Here is a 23,914-nt window from a genome sequence, read left to right as displayed (position 1 = left end):
CAATATAGAGATGGCCTCAGTGTAGGGCAGCCGCTCGAAGGGCTTCTCGAGGATGGTCGTCAGCGTAGCCATGAGATCCTTGTCCACCCACTTGGCGAACAGTTCCACGTCCTCGGCGCAAGTATCGAGCATGTGCGCCACCAGGTACTTGATCATCTCCTCGCCCAGGTCCATGTCGTCGTTCAGGTCGGCGAAGCAGATCTCCGGCTCGATCATCCAGAACTCGGCGGCGTGGCGCGGGGTGTTGGAGTTCTCGGCCCTGAAGGTCGGCCCGAAGGTGTAGCAGTCGCCCAGCGACAGGGCGAACATCTCCACCGAGAGCTGGCCGGACACGGTCAGGTTGGACGGCTTGCCGAAGAAGTCGTTCTCGGCGGGCTCCGGGCTGCCCGGCGGGAGCGCGGTCACGCGGAACATCTCGCCCGCGCCCTCGCAGTCCGAGCCGGTGATGATCGGGGTGTGGACGTAGAAGAACCCCTTGTCCGCGAAGAACCGGTGCACGGCCTGAGCCAGATGGGAACGCATGCGGAACATGGCCCCGAACTTGTTGGTCCTCGGGCGCAGGTGGGCGATGGAGCGCAGGAACTCGTCCGAGTGGCGCTTCTTCTGGAGGGGGAAGGTCTCCTGGTCCGCCTCGCCGATGACCTCAAGGGTCCGGCCGCGCACCTCCCACTTCTGCCCCTGGCCCGGCGACTCCACCAGCGAGCCGGTCACGGCCACGGATGCGCCCGTGCCGATGCGGGCCAGGGCCTCCTCGATCTCCGGGGTGTGGTCCACGACCACCTGGATGGTCCCCAGGCAGGAGCCGTCGTTCAGGGCCAGGAAGGAGAAGCCCTTGTTGTCGCGCTTGGAGCGGACCCAGCCCATGATGCGGATGTCCTCGGCCGGGGCCGAGGCGTTCAATGCGTCGAGTATCTTGGTTCGTTTCATATATTCATCCTTTGGGTGAATTTTTTACACGCTCTTAGCCGCTCGGCCGTACAATGGCAATACGCGGGGCGCAATATCCTCTATTGCCACCACCCACGAGGTAGGCTATTAACTACGCCCGAACTGAAAACGTAATCCTTATAAGAGGCCCTGATGGGATTTTTTAGCAGACTGAAAAAGGCCTGGGCAAGCCCGGAGGAGGCGGCCCAGCGGGCCCTGGACGAATACAAGCGGGAAAAGGGGCTGGATCTCGACGAACCGGCCGTGTCCGCACCCGCGCCCGCTGTCCCGGAAACCGCCGCGCCCGTTCAGGGCGACAAGCCGTCTGAAGCCGCGCCCACGCCCTCCGAGGACTGGCAGGCCGGGCTGACCCTGGCCCTGCGCCAGGCCGAGCCCAAGCTCTCCCAATGGCTGAACATCATCGTCGCGGGCGTGGACCGCAAGGGACCGGCCCTGTGGGACCGGTTGGCCTTTCTGTTCAAGGCCCTGGGCGCGCCCGACGCCGAGGCCAGGGACTTCATCGCCAAGTTCGAGGCCTGGCTGGACGACATGGGCTACGACGCCGTGGCCGACTTCAAGTCCGAACTCCAGTTCCGCCTGGCCCTGGCCCTGGAACTGGAGGACGAGGAGGACGAGCGCGACCGGCTCTTCCTCAAGCTCTCCGAAGGCATTTCCAAGACCCGCGAGCAGATCACCAAGCGCATCGACGGGCTGCTCTCCGCCCATTCCTCCCTCAACGACGACTTCTGGGAGGAGTTCGAGGAGATCTTGATCATGGCCGACGTGGGCATGGAGGCGGCGGGCCAGCTCATGGCCAACCTCAAGGCCCGCGCCCGCAAGGCCGGGACCGACAACCCCGACGATTTCAAGGATATCCTGCGCGCGGAGCTGGAGGACATCTTCAAGGTCCCCAAACGCATCAAGGCCGTCAACCCGCCCGAGGTGCTGATGATGATCGGCGTCAACGGCGTGGGCAAGACCACGACCATCGCCAAGCTGGCCTACCGCGCCCAGATGCAGGGCCGCAAGGTGCTCATCGCCGCGGGCGACACCTTCCGGGCCGCGGCCATCGACCAGCTGCGCGTCTGGGCCGACCGCCTGGGCACCGGCTTCTACGCCAAGGCCGAGGGGTCCGACCCGGCGGCCGTGGCCTTCGAGGCCATGGACAAGGCCGTAAGCGAGGGGTACGACCTGCTCCTCCTTGACACCGCGGGCCGGCTGCACACCAAGTCCAACCTCATGGACGAGCTGACCAAGATCAAGCGCGTGGTGGGCAAGAAGCACGAAGGTGCGCCCCACCGCAACGTTCTGGTCATCGACGCCACCACCGGCCAGAACGCGCTCAGCCAGACCAAGCTGTTCAACCAGGCCGTGGGCGTGGACGAGATCATTCTGACCAAGCTGGACGGCACGGCCAAGGGCGGCGTGGTGGTCGCCGTGACCCTGCAGAACAAATTGCCGATCACTTTCGTGGGGCTCGGCGAGAAGATGGAGGACCTCCGTCCCTTCGACGGCAAGGACTTCGCCAAGGCCCTGCTCACTTAACCCTTTTACCCAACGGTAGAGACGACGTGTCCGAAGAATTCAAAGAGCGTAATGGCGTGGAAGAAGGCGAAGAGTCCTTCGCCGAACTGTTCGAACAGTACAGCGAAGGCGGCGGAGACGACCTGTCCGTGGGCGACAAGGTGACCGGCACCGTCATCCAGGTGGGCGAGAACACCGTCTTCGTGGACACCGGCACCAAGCTGGACGGCATCGTCGAGCGCGAGGAACTGCTGGACGAGGACGGCAACTGCACCGTGGCCGAAGGCGACAAGGTGGAGCTGTACGTGGTCGGCAAGGACTCCGGCGGCATCAAGCTGTCCCGCGCCATCTCCGGCATCGGCGGCATGGCCATGCTCGAGGAGGCCAAGGCGGGCGCCCTGCCCGTGGAGGGCAAGGTCGAATCCACCTGCAAGGGCGGCTTCAACGTGACCATCCTCCAGCGCCGGGCCTTCTGCCCGGTGAGCCAGATCGACGCCCGCTTCGTGGAGAACCCCGAGGAGTACGTGGGTCAGACCCTGGAATTTCTTATCACCAAGCTCGAGAACCACGGCCGGAACATCGTGGTCTCCCGCCGCGCCCTGGTCGAGCGCGAGGCCGCCGAGTCCGCCCAGACCTTCGTGGACGAGACCAAGGTCGGCGACGAGGTCGAGGGCACCGTCACCCGGCTGGCCGCCTTCGGGGCCTTCGTCGAGATCATGCCCGGCCTGGAAGGGCTGGTGCACATCTCCCAGCTCGGCTACGGCCGCGTGAGCCACCCCGAGGAGGTTGTCTCCGTGGGCCAGAAGGTCCGGGCCAAGATCACCAAGCTGGACAAGGACGACAAGGGACGGCTCAAGATTTCCCTGTCCATGAAGGAACTGGCCCAGAACCCCTGGGACACCCTGTCCGCCACCTTCGCCGTGGGCGACATCGTCTCCGGCAAGGTCGTCCGGCTGGCCGACTTCGGCGCGTTCGTGGAGATCGCCCCGGGCGTGGACGGATTGGTCCACGTCTCCGAGATGAGCTACACCAAGCGCGTGAACAAGCCCGCCGACATGGTCAAGGAAGGCGACGCGGTCACGGTCAAGATCAAGTCCATCGACCTGGACAAGCGCCGCATCGGCCTGTCCATGAAGGACGCCGAGGGCGACCCGTGGGCCGGCGTGGCCGATCGCTACCAGGCGGGCCAGAAGGTCGAGGGCGTGGTCGAGAAGCAGGAGCAGTTCGGCATCTTCGTGCAGCTGGAGCCGGGCATCACCGGCCTGCTGCCCAAGTCCGTCATCGCCCGCTCCGAGAAGCCCGCCGCCTTCGAGAAGCTGCGCGCCGGGGACACCGTGGAGGTGGTCATCGGCGAGGTCAAGACCGGGGAGCGCAAGATATCCCTGAGCACGGGCGACGTCCGCGACGACGGCGACTGGAAGGAGTTCGCGCCCAAGCGCAAGGCCGACACCGGCTCCATGGGGCTGCTCGGCGCCAAGCTCCAGGAAGCCCTGGACAAGAAGAAATAACGCGGTCCGACCGCCAGACGAAAATGACCCGGCCTCCCCTGGACGCCGGGTCTTTTTCGTTTTCGGCCGTTCCGCTTTTCGCGCTTTTGGGGTAGCATGGAGATAAGCTGAGGATTGTGCCATGCGTTGGAGATTCCGCCTTGCCCTGTTCCTCCTGCTGCTCCCGGTTTACGCCTATGCGGCAGACATCCATGTGGCCACGTCCACATACTGTCCCCTGGCCTGCGAACTGGACCAGGCCCCGCACGACGGCATCATGCACGAGGTCCTGCGCCGGACCTTCGAAGGCACCGAGTACCGGCTGGTCTTCCACCACATGCCCTATGTCCGGGCCGTGCGCGACACCCTGGACGGGCTCTACGACGCGGTCACCTACGTGGGCTCGGTCCAGGCCGAGGACTTCATCTTCGTGCGCAACCTGGACATGATCAACGTGGTCCAGTTCGCCACCCGCGCCGACAGCGCCTGGCACTACCGAAACGCGGCCTCCCTGGGCGCCATCCGCCTGTCCATCCCCAAGGGGTTCCGGACCGGCAATCCCGAGGTGGACGACTACCTGGACCGCTACGAGGGGGACCCGTCGCGCATCCGCATGAACTCCTGCGACAACCCGACCATGGCCCAATGCGCCAATCTCGAATGCCTGCTCAACGACCGCGTGGACGCCATGCTCGTCGGCTCCCTGGCCTTCCGCTACATCACCCACGAGGAAGGCGTGGCCGACCGCGTCCGGGTGGACCCCGAACCGGTGGCCATGTTCTACAACCGGATCGCCTTCTCGCCCTATTGCCCCAATGGGACCGGGCTGCGCGACATGGTGGAGCGGAAGATCCGCGAGATGCGGGCCTCCGGGGAGCTGCGGGCCATCTTCGACCACTACGGGTTCAGCCCCTAGCGGGGAAAGGCCCGGAAGCGCGATCAGAAGAGCGGGATGGCCTCGGCCTGGAAGCCGGGCATCTCCAACCGCTGGTGCTGGAGCATGAGACCGCGCGGACTCTCGCCCCCGCCGTACAGGGGATCGCCGACGATGGGGTGCCCGATGGAGGCCAGGTGAGCGCGGATCTGATGGCGCGCGCCCTTGGTGATCAGGCAGCGCACCAGGGAGGTGTCGGCCGCGTTGTCGTGGGACAGGGCCGTGACCCCGGTCCAGCGGCGGGCGTCCTCGTCCGGCTCGGCCAGAACGCGGGTGGTCTTGCGATCGTCCGTGTCCAGGCGGTTGCGGACGGAGACGATGCCGTCGAGCCGCCCCCGGACGCGGGCCAGATAAAATTTCTTGATGGCCCCCTGGTCCTCGTACTCGAGGTAGGCATCGCGGGCCTCGGGGGTCAGGGCCACCAGCAGCAGCCCGGAGGTCAGGCGATCCAGCCGGTTGAGAAGCACCGGCTCCATGCCCGGGAACAGGGCGGGCAGCACCGCCTCGACGCAGGGTTCGTCCCTGCCCGAAATGATCGCCGAATGCACGCCGCCGGGCTTGTTCACGGCGGCGAATCCGTCTTCCCACTTGACGATTCTCACGCCCAATTCACCGGGTGTCGTCATTTCCCGCCCTTCCTTCACTTCCACCAATTGTCCGGTTCGAACCCTGTATCCGGGCTTCCTGGCCCGGCCATCCACCAATATACGCCCTTCGTCGCACAGCCGACGCCTGAGGCGCAACCCGGAGCCGGGCATGACCGCCTCGAGGGCCCGGTCCAGGCGAAGGCCGTCGCCGGACGCGTCGATGCTGAACGTCCCCTCGAAAAGCATGGGCCGACCATACGCGCAACCACCTTCCCCGGCAAGGGTTTCCGGTTGCGCTGGCGAGGATTTTGAAGCATCCTGGCGCGAAGTTTCAACTCAACGGATCGTATTGCAAGGGAAGCGGAATGGGTTCCGAGATTCGCTTTATATCGGCAGGGGAAACGGACCGGCTGGGCATCGCCATGGCCGAGGTCATGGACGCGGTGGAGACCGGCTTCGCGGCCCTGGGCAAGGGGCTGGGCGAGATGCCCGCCAAGATCGGCGTGCACCCGCGCGAGGACTGCTTCATCCACGCCATGCCCTGCTACCTCGGCGGCGGCATCGACCGCGCCGGGGTCAAGTGCATCGCCGCCTACCCAGGCAACCCGGCCAGGGGGCTGCCGTACATCACAGGGGTCATGATCCTGAACGACCCGGACACCGGCCTGCCCCTGGCGATCATGGACGCGGCCCAGATCACGGCCTGGCGCACGGGCGCGGCCTCCGGCGTCTACGCCCGCCACTTCGGCGACCCGAAGACGACCTCCGTGGCCGTGATCGGCACCGGCGTGCAGGGGCGGACCAACCTCCTGGCCATGAAGGAGGTCTTCCCGGACCTGCGCGAGGTCCGCTGCTTCGGCCCCCGCGACGCCTCGGTCCAGCGGTTCATCGACGACATGGCCCCAAGGCTGCCCGAGGCGGTCTTCGCCAAACACGCGGACCTCGAAACCGCGGTCCGGGGCGCGGACGTGGTCATCACCTGCACACCCATCGTCGAGCATCCGACCCGGCCCCTGCGCCGGGAATGGCTCAAGGACGACTGCCTGGTCATCGCCGTGGACTACGACGCCTGCGTGGGCGCGGACGTCTTCCGGGACGCGCACTTCACCTGCGACAACCGCAACCAGTACGTGCGCACGCGGGAGTCGGGCACCTATTTCGGAAACGGCTATCCCGGCCCCGACGACATCGACGCGGACCTGTGCGAGGTCTGCGCGGGCGAAAAAAGCGGCCCGCGCAAGGGACGGCGCGGGGCCGTGCTCATGGGCATCGCGGCCCACGACGTCATGACCGCCGCCCTGGTGTACGAACGCGCCGCCGCAGCCGGGCTCGGCACCCTGGTCGAGCTGTAGCCATGGCCGGATTCCTCTACGTACTGGCCGCGGCCTTCATGTGGGGCGTCATCGGCGTGTTCACCAAGTTCGTCCTGGCCGAGGGCGTCAGCGCCCTGGAGATCGCCTTCTGGCGGGCCATGTTCGGTTGGGTCTTCTTCATGATCCACGCCACCGTGGCGGGCCAGCTCAAGGCCCAGCGCAAGGACCTGCCCGCCCTGCTCGGTTTCGGGGTCATCTGCGTGACCCTGTTCTACGGGGCCTATCAGATCGCCATCCGCGACGTGGGCATGGCCATGGCCGCCGTGCTCCTGTACACGGCCCCGGCCTGGGTGGCCCTGCTCTCGAAGCTGGTCCTCAAGGAGGAGATGACGGTCGTCAAGGCGGCCTGCGTGGCCATGACCATCCTCGGCGTGGCCTGCATCAGCCTCGGGCCCAAGCTCATGAGCGGGGCGGCCATCCAGCTGAACCTCTTCGGCCTGGCCGCCGGGCTGCTCTCCGGCTTCACCTACGCCCTCTATTACATCTTCGGGAAAAAATTCCTGTACCGCTATCCCACGCCGACCATCTTCGTCTACGCCCTGCCCTTCGGCGCGATCCTGCTGCTGCCGTTCATCGACTTCGTGCACAAGTCTCCCACGGCGTGGCTGCTCATGATCGGCATGGCCCTGGTCACCTCCTACGGCGCGTTCTCGGTCTACTACGCGGGCCTCAAGCGGCTGGATGCCACCCACGCCTCGGTCATCGCCACCTTCGAACCGCTGGTGGCGGCGGTCCTGGCCTACCTGCTCTTCGGCGAGCAGTTCTCCCTGCTCGGCTACGCGGGCTCCTCCCTGATCATCGCCGCCGTGCTCCTGGTCGTGCTGTCCGGCTCGCGCCCGCGCAAGACCGCGCAAAGCGGGGCCTAGGCCATGTCCGAGCTTCGACAGGTCAAGGCCTCGGCGGGTTCGGGCAAGACGTACCAGCTGACCCGCCGCTTCCTGGCCCTGCTCGACCGGGCGGGCGAGGATACCCCCTTCGTCTGCACCAACCGGCCGGGCCGGGGGTTCTCCTGGCCCGAGATCATGGCCGTGACCTTCACCAACAAGGCCGCCGCCGAGATGAAGGAGCGCGTGGTCACCGGGCTCAAGGCCGGGGCGCTGGGCCTGGACAAGGACCCGGCCTGTTCCCCGGAGACCGCCCGGGCCACGGTGGGCGCGATCCTGCGCCGCTATCACCGGCTGAACATCCGGACCATCGACTCCCTGCTGGTCCTGCTCCTGCGCCTCTTCGCCCTGGAGTTCGGGGTGCGCCCGGACTTCGAGATCGTCTTCGACGAGCGCGAGCTGTTCGACGCCGTCTTCGACCACTTCCTCGGTCAGTGCGAGACCGACGAGTCCGCCGCCGCCCTGCTGGACGGCGCGGTGCGCACCCTCATCCGCCAGGAGGGCAAGAACGGCTTCTGGGTCCAGGACACGGTCCGCGACCGGCTGCGCGAGCTGACCGGCTGCGTCGAGACCCGGGCGGGAGACCTGGTCACGGACCAGGCGGCCATCCTGGGACTGCTCACCGGGGAACACGCGGCCTTCCGGCAGTCCGTCGAGGCCATGGCCGACCACGCCGGGGCCGTCGGCCTGCCCCTGAACAAATATTTCCGCGACTTCCTGGACAACTGCCTGAACATGGAGCTGTTCGACCCGATCCCGGACTCGGCGTACATCAAGAAGACGAGTGCGGCGGATTGCGTCCTGGCCAAGGGCAAGGGACTGGTGGACGAGCGCACCGAATCCTTCTACGCCCGGCTGCAAGGCAAGTGGGCCGAGTACCGCCTGCACCACGCCACCCTGGCGGGGGCCTATTTCCTGGCCCCGGCCATCGAGATCGCCCTGCGCCTGGAACAGGGGCTGGAGGACTTGCAGCGTAGGCGGGGCACGGTCCTCAACGCGGCAGTGGCCGGGCACGTCATCGAACTCCTGGCCGACGGCGGGGCCGTGTCCGAGGCATACTGCCGCCTGGGCTGCCGGTTGCACCACCTGCTGGTGGACGAATTTCAGGACACCAACCGCGACCAGTGGCGGGCCATCACCCCCCTGGCCGGGGAGTGCCTGGCCAAGGGCGGCAGCCTGTTCTTCGTGGGCGACGTCAAGCAGGCCATCTACGGCTGGCGCGGCGGGGACTCCGCCCTGTTCGACGAGGTCATGTCCCAGCCCGACGTGGCCGGGCTGGCCGAGGACGCCGAGGCCGAGACCCTGCCGGACAACTGGCGCAGCCACCGCAACGTGGTCGAATTCAACAACCGCTTCTTCGCCAACATGGAGGACCCGGACCAGGCCGGGGACCTGGCCGACCGCGTCCTGCCCGACGCGGACCCGGCCTTCCGCGCCGAGTTCGCCGGACAGCTGATGCGGACCTTCCGGGACTGCGCCCAGTCCCTGCCGGACAGGCACCGCGACACCGCGGGCTACGTGCGCATGGTCCGGCTCGAGGGCGGGACCGCCGCCGAGATCGTGGAGCAGACCCTGGAGCGGCTCGACGCTCTCATGGACGACCTGACCGCCCGGCGCGCCTACCGGGACATCGGCATCCTGGTCCGCTCCCACTTCCACGCCGCCCTGGTCTGCGACCTGCTGGTGCGCAAGAACATCCCGGTCATCACCGAGAACTCCCTGCAACTGGACCGCCACCCCGTGGTCCGGCAGCTGGCCGGGTTCCTGGCCTTCCTGGACTTCCCCCGCGACGACGCCGCGTTCCTGACCTTCGTCGGCGGCAAGGAGCTCTTCCTGGCCGAATCCGGCCTGGCCGAGGCCGAGCTGCTGGACTGGCTCATCCGCCCCCGCAAACGGCCGCTCGGCGTGCAGTTCCGCGAGGACTTCCCGGGCCCGTGGCGACGGCTCATCGAGCCCTTCTACAACCAGTCCGGCCTGATGACCCCATACGACCTGACCATGGAGGCCGTGCGCGTCTTCCGGGTGCTCGAACGCCACCCCGAGGCCGAGCTGTACGTACGCCGCTTCCTGGAGGTGGTCCACCTGGCCGAGGAGAACGGCTACGGCTCCCTGTCCGCCTTCCTGGAATACTGGGAGGAGAAGTCCGACCAGGAAAAGGTCCCCCTGCCCGAAAACATCGACGCCGTGCGCATCATGACCGTGCACAAGGCCAAGGGGCTGGAATTTCCCGTGGCCATCGTGCCCTTCCACCACTGGAAGACCGACACGGACCGCCATTTCACGGTCCAGGCATACCGGGGGCGCAATCTGCTCGTGCCCCTGAAGAAGGACCTGGGCCGCCCCTACCAGGAGAGCCTGGGCCGGGCCGTGCGCGAACAGCTCAACCTCCTGTACGTGGCCTGGACCAGGGCGCGCGAGGAGCTGTACGGCTTCTTCCCGGAAAAGGCCCTCAAGATCGCCAACCCCGTGGTCCTCAAGGCCATGGACCAGTTCCTGGAACTGGACGACGACGGCGTGTTCGAGCTGGGCCGCACCCCGGCCGAGACGCGCCCCTCCGAGGCCGCGCCCCGGCCCGAACCGCGCGACATCCCCCCGGCCGAGACCACGGCGGACCTCATGGGCTGGCTGCCCCGGCTGCGCGTCTACCGCCACAACCTGGACGACTACTTCTTCAACGAGCGCATGCGCGGCGAGGTGGCCCACCGGGTCATGGAGCATATGCGCGTCACGGGCGACAACGCGGCCGACGCGGACCGGGCCGTCGCCCTGGCGGTCCAGGACTTCCCCGAACTGGGCGGGCTGGCCGAGGCGGACCGGGCGCAACTCGATGCGGACCTTCGCGCCATGGCCGCCTGGGCCCTGAACGACGACCGCCTGCGCGGCTGGCTGGCCACGGGCGCGCGCGAGCCCGAGGTTCTGGACCAAGACGGCGGCTTCAAGCGGTTCGACCTCCTGGTCGCCGGGCCGGACGCCGTGGTCGTGGATTTCAAGACCGGCCGCCCGGACCCGCACAACGAGGTCCAGGTGCGCGACTACATGGGCATCCTCGCGGCCATGGGCGGGTACGGCGAGCCGCGCGGCTTCCTGATCTACCTGGACCTGCGCGAGATCCGCGAAGTGGGGAGGAAGGCGTAGATGAACCCCGTGCTCCTGATCCCCTGGCAGACGGATTTCATGCCCGTGCTGGCCGACAAGGTCGCCGCCTCCGACGCCCCCGGCAAGCTCACGGTCCTGTTCCCGCACAACCGCCCGCGCCGCCACCTCAAGGGGCTGCTCGCCGCCCACCCGGCCATGCAGCGGCCCGCGTTCATGCCCGAGATGACCTCCATCGCGGATTTCGTGGCCGGGCTGCACCGGGACCTCGCGCCCGCGCCGCCGGTCCGGGCCAACCAGCTGGACCTGGTGGAGATGCTCCGGCGCATCGTCGCGGACCTGCGCGGCCGCAGAAAGGGACTCCTCGCCCGGCTGCCCGAGCTGGACCGCGAACCCTTCCTGCCCTGGGGCATGCTCCTGGCCCGGCTCATGGACGACCTGCTGCGCCAGGACCTGGAACCCCAGGACCTGGAATACATGGAGGGCGAGGTCTCGGCCTACGCCGCCGCCCTGCTCGAACAGCTGCGCGCCATCCACACCGAGTACCTGGCCCGGCTGGACGCCCGTGGCTGGACCACGCCAGGCCTGTCCGCCCGCTTCGTCCTCGACCACCTGGACGAGGCGGCCGAAACGCTCAGGGGCCGGACCCTGCTGGCCGCCGGGTTCTACGCCCTGAGCGGAACCGAGGACCGGCTGTTCCGCGACCTCTGGGAACGCGGTATCCTGACCCCGCTGCTGCACTCGGACCCGGCCCTGGCCGAAGGCGGCCGCGCCCACTGGGCCACGGCCGAACACACGGCCTGGCTCGCCCGCTGGGGGGTGCGCCCGGAGCTCGTGCCGGGCCTCGACACCACGCCCCGCGCCCCGGACATCCGTTTCTGCGAGGGGTTCGACCGCCACTCGCAGCTGGCCGGGCTGACCGGGGACATGGGCGAACTGCTCGCGCGCGACACCCTGGAGCGCACCGCCGTGGTCCTGCCCGACGAGGGCGCGCTCCTGCCCGTGCTGCACCTGCTCCCCGAGGTGGACCCGGAGCTCGAACCGAACATTTCCATGGGCTATCCCCTGGCCCGCACCTCCCTGGCCCGGCTCATCGAGACCCTGCTGGTCCTCCGGGAGAACCGCGAAAACAGCCGCTGTTACTGGAAGGACGTCGTGGCCCTCATCCGCCACCCCTACCTCCGGCTGCTCGGGTCCGAAAACCGGCCGCTGCGGCCCGTGTTCCAGTTCTGGGAGGCGATCATCCGCCGGGGCGACAAGTTCCTCGATCCCCTGGCCTGGGAGCCGGACTGGGACGACGACGCGCTCAAGGACGTGGACCGCGCCGAGGCCGGGCCGCTGCTCGCGGAGGTCCTGGACCGCTGCCTGACCGGGTTCGCCTCCGCCACCACCCTGGCCCAGCTGGGCGAGGCCCTGGCCGGGCTGGCGGCCATGCTCCACGCGCGCGGCGAAAAGCTGTGGCACACCTATCTCCTGGACGCCGAATGCCTGTTCCGGCTGACCAACTCGGTCATCCCGCAGCTCAAGGGGGCCGAAATATGCTTCGAGCCCCTGGACCAATCCACCCTGCACGCCATGCTGCGGCGCATGCTCGACCAGGAGCGCGTCTCCTTCGAGCCCGATCCCCTGACCGGGCTCCAGGTCCTGGGCGTGCTCGAAACCCGGCTGCTGCACTTCGACAAGCTCTTCATCCTCGACGCCGTGGAGGAGCGGCTGCCCGGCACCAACCCCTTCGACCCGCTCCTGCCCGACCCCCTGCGCAGACTCCTGGGCCTGCCCGACGCCCACGAGCGCGACAACGTCTCGGGCTACAACTTCTACCGCCTGCTCATGGGCGCGCGGGAGGCGGTCATCTACTACCAGAACGGCGTCCAGCCCGGCCTGCTCGACCAGAAGTCCGTGCGCAGCCGGTTCGTGGAGCAGCTCCTGTGGGAGCGCGAGCTGAGCGCGGGCCGCCTCCTGACCCCGGAGGACGGGATCGTCCGCACCGTGACCTTCCCGGCCGGGGCCCTGCCCGCCGGGCCGGAGCCCGTGCCCGCCACCGAGGGGGGGCGCCGGGCCCTGACCGCGTTCCTGACCGCCAAGGGGCTGTCCCCGTCCGCCCTGGACACCTACATGAACTGCCCCAAGCGATTCTTCTACCAGTATCTTTCCGGGGTGCGCCCGGTGGACAGCGTGGACGAGGAAGGGGACCGCAGCGAGTTCGGCTCCCTGGTCCACGACGTGCTCAAGAAATTCCTCCTGCCCCACGTGGGCACGGGCGAGGACCTGGCCGGGCTGGACCCCGCCCCGCTGCTGACGGCCTTCAGCGAGACCTTCCGGGCCGGACCGCTCTTCGCCCGGCTGCCGCTGGACACCCGCACTGCCCTCATGGAGGCCGGGCGCTACCGCCTGGAACAGTTCGTGGCCGCCCAGCAACCGGCCACCCTGCTCGGTCTGGAACAGCCCCTGGAAGGGGTCCTCGCCCAGGACGGACTGGACATCCCGTTCAAGGGACGCATGGACCGCGTGGAGCGACGCGAAAACGGCGTCTTCATCCTGGACTACAAGACCGGCGGCGCGCAGCTGCCCAAGGCCCGCTTCTGGGGGGACATGGAACTTCAGGACCGCATGGCCGGGTTCCTCGAGGGCGACGTGGACCCGGACCTCGCGGCCGACCTGGCCGACGCCGTGCGCTCGGTCCAGCTCCCGGCCTACCTGCACCTCTACGCCGAGGCCACCGGGGAATCCCCGGTCAACGCGGGCCTGGTCCTGCTGGGCCGGAACGGCCGCGAACAGCTGCTCTTCCCGGCCAAGTGGACCGAGGAGGAAGTGGACGAGGCAGTGGACGAGATCGCCCCGCTCCTGGTACGAACATTGGTCCGCCATATGCTCACGGCCCCACGGTTCGATCCCCGGCCCGGCGACCGCTGCAAGTGGTGCGACTTCTGCAAACCGTGCGGGCAGACCCCGCCCAAGGACAAATAGGTATCCCCATGCAGTACAGCCAAGGCAATGTGGGCAGAGTCTTCACCCTGCGCCTGGAAAACGGCGAACGCCTCCCGGACTGTCTCGAACAGTTCGCCCGGGAACATGACATCAGGACCGCCCTGTGCACCCTCATCGGCGGTGCGGACAACGGCAACGTGGTCTCCGGCCCCAAGGACGGCGCGGCCAGGGTCATCGATCCCATCCTCTGCCCGGTGCGCGGGGCCCATGAGGTCCTCGGCCTGGGCACCCTGTTCCCGGACGAAAACGGCGACCCGGTCCTGCACATGCACGCCGCCCTGGGCCGCGCGGGCGAGACCCTGGCGGGCTGCATCCGCCCCGGCCTGGACGTCTGGCTGGTGGGCGAAGTGGTCGTCGTGGAGATCGAAGGCTCGGACTTCCTGCGCAAGAAGGACAACGAGAGCGGCGCCACGCTGCTGACCAGGGCGTAGATCCATGTACCGCGCTCACACCGTCATCTGCGGGGCGGGCATCCTCGGCCTGACCATCGCCCGCGAACTGCTCAGGACCGGGTGCGACGACGTCATCATCTTCGACAAGGAAGCCGCGCCGGGCAAACACGCCTCGGGCCGCAACAGCGGCGTGCTCCACGCGGGCATCTACTATGACCCCGGCACCCTCAAGGCCAGGATGTGCCTGGAGGGCAACCGGCGCATGCAGGCCTACTGCGAGGAGCGCGGCCTGCCCCTGTTCAAGTCGGGCAAGGTCATCGTGGCCCGCACCGAGGACGAGTTGGCCACCCTGGATGAACTCGAGCGCCGGGCCACGGCCAACGGTGGCGTGGTCGAGATGATCGACGAGAAGCGGCTGGCCGAGATCGAACCCAACGCCCGCACCGTGGACCGCGCCCTGTACTCGCCCCTGACCAGCGTGGTCGATCCCAAGCGCATCCTCTCGGCCATGCGCGAAGAGCTGGAGACCAGCGGCAAGGTCCGCTTCTTCTTCGACACCCGGTTCCTCGGCACGGCCGGGCCGAACGCGGTCGACACCACCCAGGGCCGCATCGGGTACGCGCTGTTCATCAACGCGGCCGGGGCCTACAGCGATCAAGTGGCCCAGGCCTTCGGCATCGCGGAGGACTACCGCCTGCTGCCCTTCAAGGGCATCTACCATGTGCTCGCCAAGCCCGCCGCCGACCGCATCCGGGGGTCCATCTACCCGGTGCCGAACATCAAAAATCCGTTCCTCGGAGTGCACTTCACCCGTAGCGTGCACGGCGACGTCTACGTCGGGCCCACGGCCATCCCGGCCTTCGGGCGAGAGAACTACGGCCTCTTCAAGGGCGTGGACGGCGAACTCCCGGCCATCCTCTTCCGCGACATGCGCCTGTTCCTGAACAACCCCAAGTTCCGGACCATCGCCCTGGAGGAGCCGCGCAAATATTTCTTCAAACACTTCTTCGACGACGCGGCCAGGCTGGTCAGGGAGCTCAACCCCGAGGACCTGCTGCCCTCGGCCAAGGCGGGCATCCGGCCCCAGCTCGTGAACGTCAGGACCAGCCAATTGGTCATGGATTTCGTCATCGAAGAGGCACGGGACAGCATCCATATCCTCAATTCCATTTCCCCGGCCTTTACCAGTTCCATGTATTTCGCGGAGTTGGTGGTCAAAGAGCACGTCACGGCCGTGTAACACCCGATTGAAACATCGGTTTGTCTTGACTTGGTCGGAAATTCGTCGCAAGGGACTCCTAATCATCAGCTCTACGCGAGGTATCTATAAATGAAACTCCCCAGTCTTAATTTCGGTGATCTCACGGCCAGGCTGCCCATCATCCAGGGCGGCATGGGCGTGGGCATCTCCCTTTCCGGGCTGGCCAGCGCCGTGGCCAACGAGGGCGGCGTGGGCGTCATCGCCACCTCCATGATCGGCATGCGCGATCCCCAGCGCGCCACGGACCCCGAAGGGGCCGACCGCCGCAGCCTCATAGACGAAATCCGCAAGGCGCGGGCCAAGATGACCGACGGCCTGCTCGGCGTGAACATCATGTGCGCCCTGACCAACTACGGCGACATGGTCCGCACCTCCATCCGCGAAAAGGTGGACCTGATCATCTCCGGCGCCGGGCTGCCCCTGGACCTGCCCAAGTACCTGCGCGAGGTCTCCGACGAAATGAAGGAGGACCTGCGCACCAAGCTCGTGCCCATCGTCTCCTCGGGCCGCGCGGCCTCCATCCTGTGCCGCAAGTGGGCCAGCCATTTCAACTACCTGCCCGACGGCTTCGTGGTCGAAGGCCCCAAGGCGGGCGGCCATCTCGGCTTCAAGGCCGAACAGATCGACGACCCCGAGTACCAGCTCGAAAACATCCTCGCCCAGGTCGTCGAGGCCGTGCAGCCCTACCGCGACAAGCACGAAAAGCCGATCCCGGTCATCGCCGCGGGCGGCGTGTACACCGGCGCGGACATCGCCCGCTTCCTCGAGATGGGCGCCTCCGGCGTGCAGATGGGCACCCGATTCGTGGCCACCGAGGAATGCGACGCCGACATCGCCTTCAAACAGGCCTACGTCAACGCCAGGGCCGAGGACGTGACCATCATCAAGAGCCCCGTGGGCATGCCCGGCCGGGCCCTGAAGAACGCCTTCCTCGACGCCGTGTCCGCCGGACTCAAGCACCCCAAGAAGTGCGTCCACAAGTGTCTGCACTCCTGCGCCGAGGACAAGTCCCCCTACTGCATCGCCCAGGCCCTGGTGAACGCCTACCGGGGCAAGCTCAAGAACGGCTTCGCCTTCTGCGGCGCCAACGCTTACCTGGTGGACAAGATCATCACCGTCAAGGAACTGATGGCCACCCTGAGCGAAGAGGCGGAACGCAAATACCAGGAAGTCGGCCAGAAGATCGCCGACACCAAGGAACAGGCCGCCCAGTGCATCAAGGACGTCCTGAACAAGTAGCTCGGCGCATCACTTCGAATCAAAAAAGGGCCGCCCCGATTGGGGCGGCCCTTTTTTGATTCAAGAATGCCTCCGGCGGCCAGAGGGGAAACTTTTGAAAAAGTTTCCCCTCTGGACTCCCCTTCCAAACTTTTTGTGTGCCTTCGGCAGGTGTGTACGGTCGCGGGGTGGCGAGTCTTTTCTCTTCGGCTGCCGCAGGGGGTAAGGCTTTCGAGAGTGGGTCAGCTGTGCATTTTCTTCCGGCCGCGACAACCGCAGCGAGCCTCAACTCTTAGGCCGAGCTTGCTCGGTCTTAGAGATGACGACAGCAGCGATAGCCGTCTACGTGAGGATTGGCGCGGCCGGAAAAAATGTGCAGATGGCCCGCTATCGGAAGCCGCGTTACTCGAACCGCCGGGCGGTGATAATGGAGACCGGGTCCTTGGGGACGTCGTCGAAGCCCTGGTAGGAGTGGGTGCGGGTCTTGCTGATCTTTTCGGCCACGTTCATGCCGTCCACGACCTCGCCGAACACGCAGTAGCCGAAGTCGGCGTCGTCCGTGCCGGTGTGGTCCAGGTCCGGGTTGTCGGCCACGTTGATGTAGAACTGGGAGGTGGCGCTGTGCGGCTCGGGCAGGCGGCCCATGGCCACGGTGCCCTTGAGATTCTTCAGGCCGTTGGTCGCCTCGTTCTCGATGGGCTCGCGGGTCTCCTTTTCCTGCATGGAGAAGGTCAGGCCGCCGGTCTGGATCATGAAGCCCTTGATGACCCGGTGGAACAGGGTGCCGTCGTAGAACTCGTCGTCCACGTATTTGAGAAAGTTTTCCACGGTCTTGGGGGCCTTGTCCGGGAACAGTTCGATGAGGATTTCGCCTTCCGGGGTCTCCAGAAGGACCAGGGGATTTTCCATGTGGGATCTCCGTCAGTCTTCGTTGGTGTCGGTATCGCCGGCGTGCGCCAGCGGGTGCGCGTGGTCGTATACCTGCATGATGCGCTGCATGTCCAGATGCGTGTAGCGCTGGGTCGTGGTCAGGTTCTCGTGGCCCAGGAGTTCCTGTACGGAACGCAGGTCGGCCCCGGCCTCAAGCATGTGGGTGGCGAAGCTGTGGCGCAGGGTGTGCGGATGCACGTCCAGGGGCAGCCCGGCGAGCTTGCCCAGCCTGGCCACGATGCGGTTGGCCTGCCGCCGGTCCAGCCGCTTGCCCGCCCGGGAGCTGAGGAACAGCGCCTGCTCGGCGTAGTTGCCCTTGAGAAAGGCATGGCGCTGGCCCAGGTAGCGGCGGATACGCGCCACCGCCGCGTCGGACAGGGGCACGATGCGCTCCTTGCTGCCCTTGCCGGTCACGCGGATGACGTCCGAATCCACGTCGTTCAGGTCCAGGCCGATGGCCTCGCTGATGCGCAGCCCGGAGCCGTACAGAACCTCTGCCAGGGCCACGTCGCGCAGTCCTTCCGGGTCCGGCTCAACCCGCGCCTCCATGAGGGACACGGCCTGGTCCACGTTGAGCACCTGGGGATGGTGCTTCTCCTGCTTGGGGTTGCGGATGCCCGCGACCGGGTCCTTGGTGATGACCTTGTGACGCAGGAGGTACTTGAAATAGGCGCGCAGGCTGGACAGCTTGCGGCCCATGGAGGTCTTGGTCATCTGCCGGCGGTGCAGCTCGGCCAGGAAGCCGCGCACGTGGTCGCGGTTCAGGCGGGCCGGACGCTCCAGGCTGGCCTTGCGCCCCCGGAGAAATTCCTCGAACTGTTCGAGATCGGTGCCGTAGGAACGGATGGTGGCCGGGGAATAGCCCTTCTCCACCTCGAGGAAGGCGAGGAAGCCCCGGACGAACTCGCCCTGGCCGTCACGCTTTGCGCTGGTCGATGACATAGCTGCTCTTGGGGTCCGCCTTGGCCTTCTTCTTCAGCTCCATGGCGATGGACGAGACCTCGCCGTAGTGCTCGATGCGCCGGTCGGTGTTGACCACCACGGCCAGGGAGATGGCCATGAGCGGGAAGACCTTGGTGTTGCCCTCGCGGTCGATGGAGGTGATGTTGCCGCGCTTGCGGTCCTCGGGGTCGTAGAAATGGGGCACGATCTCGTCGAAGGCCTTGATGATCCGCTTGCAGGCGTCCTCGACCTTGTCCGGCGGCAGGATGAAGACGAAGTCGTCGCCGCCCACGTGGCCCACAAAGCTCGACACCCCCTGGTAGCTGCGGATGGTGTTGACGATGACCCGCGCGGCCATCATGAGCACCTCGTCGCCGCGCGAGAACCCGTACTTGTCGTTGTAGGACTTGAAGTAGTCGAGGTCGCAGTAGGCCAGGGCGAAGTCGTCGCCGTTGTCGATGAGTTGCTGGATGCGCTGGATGATGGAGGTGTTGCCCGGCAGCTTGGACAGGGGGTTGGCGTCCAGGGCGCGCATGGCCCGGCACAGGGTCAGGTTGATGCGGTCGCGCACCTCGGACGGGTTGAAGGGCCGGACCAGGAAGTCGTCCACCTCCACCTGGTTCCAGTTCCAGGGCTCCTCCACGTCGATGGGGTCCACGCACATGACCACCGGCAGCTGGCGGTAGACGTTCTCGCTCTTGACCAGGTTGGCCACCTCGCGGCCGGCGATGTCGGTCAGCCGGTTGTCCACCACCAGCAGGTCGGGCGGGTCGGTGAACATCAGCTCGATGGCCCGCGCCCCCTTGTTGAAGACCCGGAACTCCAGGACTTCCGGGGACCACAGCCTGCGCAGCATCTCCGCCAGGGACTTGTCCGGGGAGAGCAGGAAGCCGGTCTGCTTGCGCTGGAACAGCGATTCTTCAAGGGTCTGGTTCATTTCCGGAATCTAGCACCGGTCCGGGGGGACGTCAAAGCAAGAACCCTCCCGCCTGGGTCGGCGGGAGGGTTCGAAAGGTCGTGATCGCGGCGGTCGGGCCTAGACTCCGTCCTCGCCGCCCACGCGCGTGGTGATCTGCTTGAGTTCCTCGGCCAGCCGGGCCAGGTCGCCCACGGCGGAGGAGGACTCGGTCATGGCCCCGGCGATCTCGCTGGAGACCGTGTTGACCTCCTCAACGCTCCGGCCGACCTCGGAGGTGGCCGCGGCCTGCTCTTCGGAGGCGGTGGCAATGCCCCGGATCTGGTCGTCCGCCACCTTGACCACCTTGAGGATGTCCTCCAGGGCCTCCCCGGCCTTGGAGGCCAGTTCCGTGGACTGGTCGATGGCCTCGGTGGCGTTCTCGAAGGCGGCCAGGTTGCGGCGGGTACCGTCCTGGATGGACTTGATGGCCCCGCCCACCTCCTGGGTGGCGTTCATGGTCTTCTCGGCCAGCTTGCGGACCTCGTCGGCCACCACGGCGAAGCCGCGCCCGGCGTCCCCGGCCCGTGCGGCCTCAATGGCCGCGTTAAGGGCCAGCAGGTTGGTCTGATCCGCGATGTCGGAAATGACGGTCATGATCGCGCCGATGGCCTGGACCTCGGAGCCGAGTTCGCGGATGTTCTGGTCCACCAGCCCGGCCCGGCCGCGCAGCAGCTCGATGGAATCCACCACGGCCGTGACCGCCTCGCCCCCGCGCACGGCGTTGGCCCGCATCTGCTCGGCGTTCCGGGCGGCGTTGGCGGCGTTGCGCGCGATCTCGATCACCGTGGCGTTCATCTCCTCCATGGCCGAGGCCACGTCGGCGGACATGGCCTGCTGCCGCTCCGCGCCACGGGTGGTCTGCTCCACCTGGGCGGCCAGCTCCTGGGAGGCGGCGGACAGCATGGAGGCCACGGAATCGGCCTGGGTGGCGGTCTCGTACATCTCGCGCTGGACCCGGCGGATCTCGGTCTGGTCCATGATGATCTTGACCGCGCCGAGCACCTCGCCGTCCTCGGCCAGCAGCGGCATGCCGAAATAGTCGATCTCCAAGGACCGGGCGCCGGGATGGGCCTCGGTGTTGGAGAAGACCATCTCCCGGCCGCGCATGGCCCGGTCGCAGGCGCATTTGTCCGGGTTGCAGTCGCCGGTCAGGAAGTAGTCGGAACAGGTGGTCCCGACGAGTTCCTCCCGCTCCACGCCGCCCAGGGCCGTGCCCGCCTTGTTCATGAACAGGATGGAGTGGTCCCTGGAGATGGCCATGAGCGGCAGGGGCAGTTCGTCGAGCAGGTTGACCATGTCGTCGAGCATGTAGTTGGTGCCCTTGATGAGCCTGGAAAATTCCCCCTCGAACCCATCGGCGTCGCCCCGCGCCGTGAAGTGGCCGCGCTCTATGCGCTTGGCCACCTCGGCGAAGTCCTGGGTCATGGCCCGCACGGTGCGGCGGATGTCGATGAGCGCGGACTGCATGCCCGCGATCTCGTCGCCGTTCTCGTTCTTGTCGTAGGTCTGGGCGAGGTCACCGTGGGCCGTGGCCTCGGCCATGGCCACGGTCTTCTTCACCGGACGGAAGACAAACATGGTCAGCAGGAGGTGCACCAGGACCATGACCACCAGGATCAGCCCGGCGCCGGTCAGTTTCATGACCTCGCCCTGGCGGACGGCCACCGAGGCGATGTCGTCCACCGAGTCGCTCATGCACACGAGCCAGCCGGTCACGGGTTCCGTGGCCACGGCCATGACCTTGCGGTCGCCCTCCCAGTCGTATTCGACGACTCCCTGCTTCATGTCCATGGCCCGCTTGACGAATTCGAACCCGCTGGCGTCCTTGCGGAACTGGGTCTCGTCCGGATGGCGGATGAAGCGCCCGTCCCCGTCCAGGACAAAGCCGTAGCCAGCCTTGCCGATGGTCACCGGGGCCACGAACTGCTCCACGTAGGCGTCCCAGGAGCAGAACAGGACCACCCCGCCCAGCACCTGTCCCTCGGGGTCGCGGATGGGATAGCTGATGCTGAAGATGTGCGCCCCGGACTTGCGGTCCGAGACGATGGTCTTGTCCATGACCCCGGTGTCGTTGCCCTTGAGGACCTCCTTGGCGAACCGCCGGGAGGCGACGAACAGGCCGACCATCTTGACGTCGCTCGAGTTGGCCCCGGCCTTGACCTGGCCCTCGGCGTCGAAGACCTCCACGCCCCACAGGGTGGGGTTGGCCCCGACGATGGTCGCGCAGGCGTCCTGGGCCGCCTCGGGCGCGCCCTGCACCGCGGCGAGCATGTCCGGATTGCGCGAGAGCATCCGGGCCATGGCCCGCTGATCCTTGACGAAGATGCCCAGGGAGCGCGCGGCGGAGACCGCCTGCTCCTGGGCCGAATGCACGGCCTCGTCATAGGCCATGCCGAAGGTCGATTGGGTCACGTACCAGACCAGGCCGCCGATGCCGGCCACGATGACCAGACACAGGGGGATGAGCAACTTGAGGGAAAGCCGTCGCCGAACGAATGAGAGCATAACACCGCCTCGCCATGCTGTGGATGGATGACGCCGCCGCGTCACGGATGCGCCCGGGGAGCGGATGGTCTATAATCACGATGATTACAACCGCCCCGCGCAGGCGGAGCAACGTACTACCTATATACGGCACCCGGCACCTTGCGGCGTGAATATCTATGGAATCTGATAACTTAACCACATTGATCGGTCAATCGACGCATGGGATAATGAATCCCAACAACGCATCGGACGAGCCTAACCGACGTGATTATCGGACAAAAAAATTACACAATTATTTCACAACGGACATAAAACACCAAACCGCAGTGAAAAAATTGACAAAAAAAGGATAATCAGAGGGTCAGGTCCGAGACCTCGAGGAGCTGTCCGGCCATCTCGTCCATGACCTTGTCCAGGTCGCTCATGCGGAACTTGAGCTCGATGAGGGCCTCGGGCCGGAGGTAGGCGGTCTGGTCGTCGCCGGAGTTGCCGAACTCCAGGAGCCGGACCAGGAAGTCGCCGAGGTGGACCACGCAGGACATGGGCTTGTAGAACTCGGCCAGCTGCGGGGCGTGATGCCGGGTCATGGCCTCGCGGATGTTCGGCGGCAGCCCCCAGTGGCGGGCCAGCCAGGCGTTGATGCGGTCGTGGCCGAAGCCGAGCACGGCCTTCTCGGCCTGGAAATACGTCAGGTCCCTGGTCCTGACCGTGTCGAGGATGGCCGCGTGGGTGTCCGGGAGCTGGACCGCGGTGACCACCTTGCCCAGGTCGTGAAGCAGCCCGGCCACGGCGTATTCCTCGGGGTCCTCGAACCCGGCCCGGCGGGCGATGATGTTGCAGGCCGTGGCGCAGCCCAGCGAGTGCTCCCACAGCCCCTTCATGGCCTGAACCATCATGTCGAAGACCGAGGTGGAGATGATGATGCCGCGCACCACGTTGAAGCCGAGCAGGACCAGGGCGTGCTGGATGGAGCTGATCCGGCCGGGAAAGCCGTAGATGGGCGAGTTGACCATCTTGAGGACCTTGGCCGACAGGACCTGATCCGTGGAGATGACCTTGGCGATGGCCTCGGTGGAGGCCTCGGGGTCCTCCACCAGCTGGGTGATCTTGTCCAGGACGTGGGGCAGGGTCGGCAGGTCCTTGACCTGGAGGATCTCGCCCTTGACCTGGGTCTTCAGATCGTCGCCGTTCATGCGTCCTCTCCGCCGTTTTCCGCAGGGGCGTCGCCGCCCTCCGCCTGTTTCATGGCCTGCATCCGGGCTTCCTGGGCCGCGGCCTTGATCTGGAAATACTGGCGCATGCGCTCCTTGACCCGCAGCATCCACTTGTCCTCGGCATACTGCCGGAACAGGTGGTCCAGCCGGTCCAGCCGCTCGCCCCAATGCGTGCCGGCTCCGGTCCCGCCCATCTCCACGGGGTGGCCCTGCACGGTGATGCGCTCGATGTTCATGCCCTCCAGCCGCGAGATCAGGCTTTCGGTCAATTCCATGCCCTCGGCCATGATGGTCATGCCGTTTTCCTTGGTCACGGCCTTGGCCAGCTTCATGCCGGGAGCGGCGAGGTTGATGGGTATCTTCTGCATGGCGGTCTCGGGCTGCGGGATCGGGAGTTCAAACCGTAGATACACTGCGGCCGCCCTTCCCACAACCCCGCTTATCAAATCTTATCAAAGAAGATCAGACAGCCCATGACCACGAAGGCCACGGCGGCGATCTTCTTGATGATGTCCGTGGGCACGTACTGGCAGATGAACTGGGCGAACATGACCCCCAGGAAGCTGACCAGGACCAGGGCCAGGGACGAGCCCAGAAACACGGTCCAGGGCTTCTGGGTCTTGGCCGTCATGAGCATGCAGGCCAGCTGCGTCTTGTCCCCGAGTTCGGCCACGAACAGCGTACCGAAGGTGGTTGCGAGCAATTTCCAATCCAT

The 23,914-nt window shown here is 66.7% G+C and carries 19 protein-coding genes and 1 pseudogene (1 of these 20 cut by a window edge); 10 read left to right on the top strand and 10 right to left on the bottom strand.

Going from position 1 to position 23,914, the window contains the following annotated elements:
- Positions 1-927, bottom strand: partial view of an asparagine--tRNA ligase gene (gene asnS / locus DND132_RS01205; protein WP_014320885.1) — the 5' portion only. Its footprint begins 441 nt before the window's first position; only the first 927 of its 1,368 coding nucleotides appear in the window; it begins with the start codon at positions 925-927; its stop codon lies beyond the left edge, outside the window.
- Positions 928-1,080: 153 nt separating this feature from the next.
- On the opposite strand from asnS, the gene ftsY reads away from it, so the two are divergent.
- The 3 genes from ftsY to DND132_RS01190 all read left to right on the top strand — a co-directional run bounded on the left by ftsY (position 1,081) and on the right by DND132_RS01190 (position 4,854).
- On the top strand, positions 1,081-2,472 hold the full coding sequence (gene ftsY, locus DND132_RS01200; protein WP_014320884.1) for a signal recognition particle-docking protein FtsY: 1,392 nt from the start codon (positions 1,081-1,083) through the stop codon (positions 2,470-2,472).
- Between the two features lie 26 nt (positions 2,473-2,498).
- Entirely contained in the window at positions 2,499-3,959 is a 1,461-nt protein-coding gene (locus tag DND132_RS01195; protein WP_014320883.1) for a 30S ribosomal protein S1, read from the top strand.
- Positions 3,960-4,080: 121 nt separating this feature from the next.
- On the top strand, positions 4,081-4,854 hold the full coding sequence (locus DND132_RS01190) for a substrate-binding periplasmic protein (RefSeq protein WP_014320882.1): 774 nt from the start codon (positions 4,081-4,083) through the stop codon (positions 4,852-4,854).
- 23 nt (positions 4,855-4,877) lie between these two features.
- Here the strand turns inward: DND132_RS01190 and DND132_RS01185 are convergent, their stop codons facing one another.
- Together DND132_RS01185 and DND132_RS18810 are read right to left on the bottom strand one after the other, a co-directional pair.
- Positions 4,878-5,498, bottom strand: coding sequence for a pseudouridine synthase family protein (locus DND132_RS01185; protein WP_238528391.1), 621 nt, complete (start codon positions 5,496-5,498; stop codon positions 4,878-4,880).
- A gap of 36 nt (positions 5,499-5,534) precedes the next feature.
- Positions 5,535-5,705: pseudogene (locus DND132_RS18810) on the bottom strand (S4 domain-containing protein); the annotation flags it as partial.
- Positions 5,706-5,824: 119 nt separating this feature from the next.
- Here DND132_RS18810 and DND132_RS01180 point away from each other — a divergent pair.
- The 7 genes from DND132_RS01180 (at position 5,825) to DND132_RS01150 (ending at position 16,689) form a co-directional block, all read left to right on the top strand.
- On the top strand, positions 5,825-6,811 hold the full coding sequence (locus tag DND132_RS01180; RefSeq protein WP_014320880.1) for an ornithine cyclodeaminase family protein: 987 nt from the start codon (positions 5,825-5,827) through the stop codon (positions 6,809-6,811).
- Positions 6,812-6,813: 2 nt separating this feature from the next.
- A complete protein-coding gene (locus DND132_RS01175; protein WP_014320879.1) occupies positions 6,814-7,698 on the top strand; it encodes a DMT family transporter in 885 nt (294 codons plus the stop codon).
- 3 nt (positions 7,699-7,701) lie between these two features.
- Positions 7,702-10,851 (top strand): UvrD-helicase domain-containing protein, encoded by a 3,150-nt coding sequence (locus DND132_RS01170; RefSeq protein WP_014320878.1) that lies wholly within the window; start codon positions 7,702-7,704, stop codon positions 10,849-10,851.
- Positions 10,852-13,776: a PD-(D/E)XK nuclease family protein gene (locus tag DND132_RS01165; RefSeq protein WP_014320877.1), complete on the top strand. Its 2,925-nt coding sequence runs from the start codon at positions 10,852-10,854 to the stop codon at positions 13,774-13,776.
- A gap of 8 nt (positions 13,777-13,784) precedes the next feature.
- A complete protein-coding gene (locus DND132_RS01160) occupies positions 13,785-14,228 on the top strand; it encodes a PPC domain-containing DNA-binding protein (RefSeq protein ID WP_014320876.1) in 444 nt (147 codons plus the stop codon).
- A gap of 4 nt (positions 14,229-14,232) precedes the next feature.
- Positions 14,233-15,429: an L-2-hydroxyglutarate oxidase gene (lhgO, locus tag DND132_RS01155; RefSeq protein ID WP_014320875.1), complete on the top strand. Its 1,197-nt coding sequence runs from the start codon at positions 14,233-14,235 to the stop codon at positions 15,427-15,429.
- 90 nt (positions 15,430-15,519) lie between these two features.
- Positions 15,520-16,689, top strand: coding sequence for an NAD(P)H-dependent flavin oxidoreductase (locus DND132_RS01150; RefSeq protein WP_014320874.1), 1,170 nt, complete (start codon positions 15,520-15,522; stop codon positions 16,687-16,689).
- 381 nt (positions 16,690-17,070) lie between these two features.
- Here DND132_RS01150 and DND132_RS01145 read toward each other — a convergent pair whose 3' ends face one another.
- The 7 genes from DND132_RS01145 to DND132_RS01115 all read right to left on the bottom strand — a co-directional run bounded on the left by DND132_RS01145 (position 17,071) and on the right by DND132_RS01115 (position 23,914).
- The gene (locus DND132_RS01145) at positions 17,071-17,577 is read right to left on the bottom strand and encodes a peptidylprolyl isomerase (protein WP_014320873.1); all 507 of its coding nucleotides are present in this window, start codon (positions 17,575-17,577) and stop codon (positions 17,071-17,073) included.
- Positions 17,578-17,589: 12 nt separating this feature from the next.
- Positions 17,590-18,540, bottom strand: a complete 951-nt coding sequence (gene xerC / locus DND132_RS01140; protein ID WP_014320872.1) for a tyrosine recombinase XerC — start codon at positions 18,538-18,540, stop codon at positions 17,590-17,592.
- Positions 18,515-19,477, bottom strand: coding sequence for a GGDEF domain-containing response regulator (locus DND132_RS01135; RefSeq protein WP_014320871.1), 963 nt, complete (start codon positions 19,475-19,477; stop codon positions 18,515-18,517). The genes xerC and DND132_RS01135 overlap by 26 nt, the downstream gene beginning before the upstream one ends.
- Positions 19,478-19,576: 99 nt before the next feature.
- Positions 19,577-22,003, bottom strand: coding sequence for a methyl-accepting chemotaxis protein (locus tag DND132_RS17480; protein ID WP_014320870.1), 2,427 nt, complete (start codon positions 22,001-22,003; stop codon positions 19,577-19,579).
- A 335-nt stretch (positions 22,004-22,338) separates the two neighbouring features.
- Entirely contained in the window at positions 22,339-23,178 is an 840-nt protein-coding gene (locus tag DND132_RS01125; RefSeq protein WP_014320869.1) for an HDOD domain-containing protein, read from the bottom strand.
- A complete protein-coding gene (locus DND132_RS01120; protein WP_014320868.1) occupies positions 23,175-23,567 on the bottom strand; it encodes a hypothetical protein in 393 nt (130 codons plus the stop codon). Before DND132_RS01120 ends, DND132_RS01125 begins: the two co-directional genes overlap by 4 nt.
- Before the next feature lie 74 nt (positions 23,568-23,641).
- On the bottom strand, positions 23,642-23,914 hold the full coding sequence (locus tag DND132_RS01115; protein WP_014320867.1) for a TMEM165/GDT1 family protein: 273 nt from the start codon (positions 23,912-23,914) through the stop codon (positions 23,642-23,644).

The organism is Pseudodesulfovibrio mercurii (assembly GCF_000189295.2).
Lineage (GTDB): Bacteria > Desulfobacterota > Desulfovibrionia > Desulfovibrionales > Desulfovibrionaceae > Pseudodesulfovibrio > Pseudodesulfovibrio mercurii.
The sequence above is the reverse complement of the archived record's forward strand: the minus strand, read 5'-3'. Positions and strand labels throughout refer to the sequence as shown.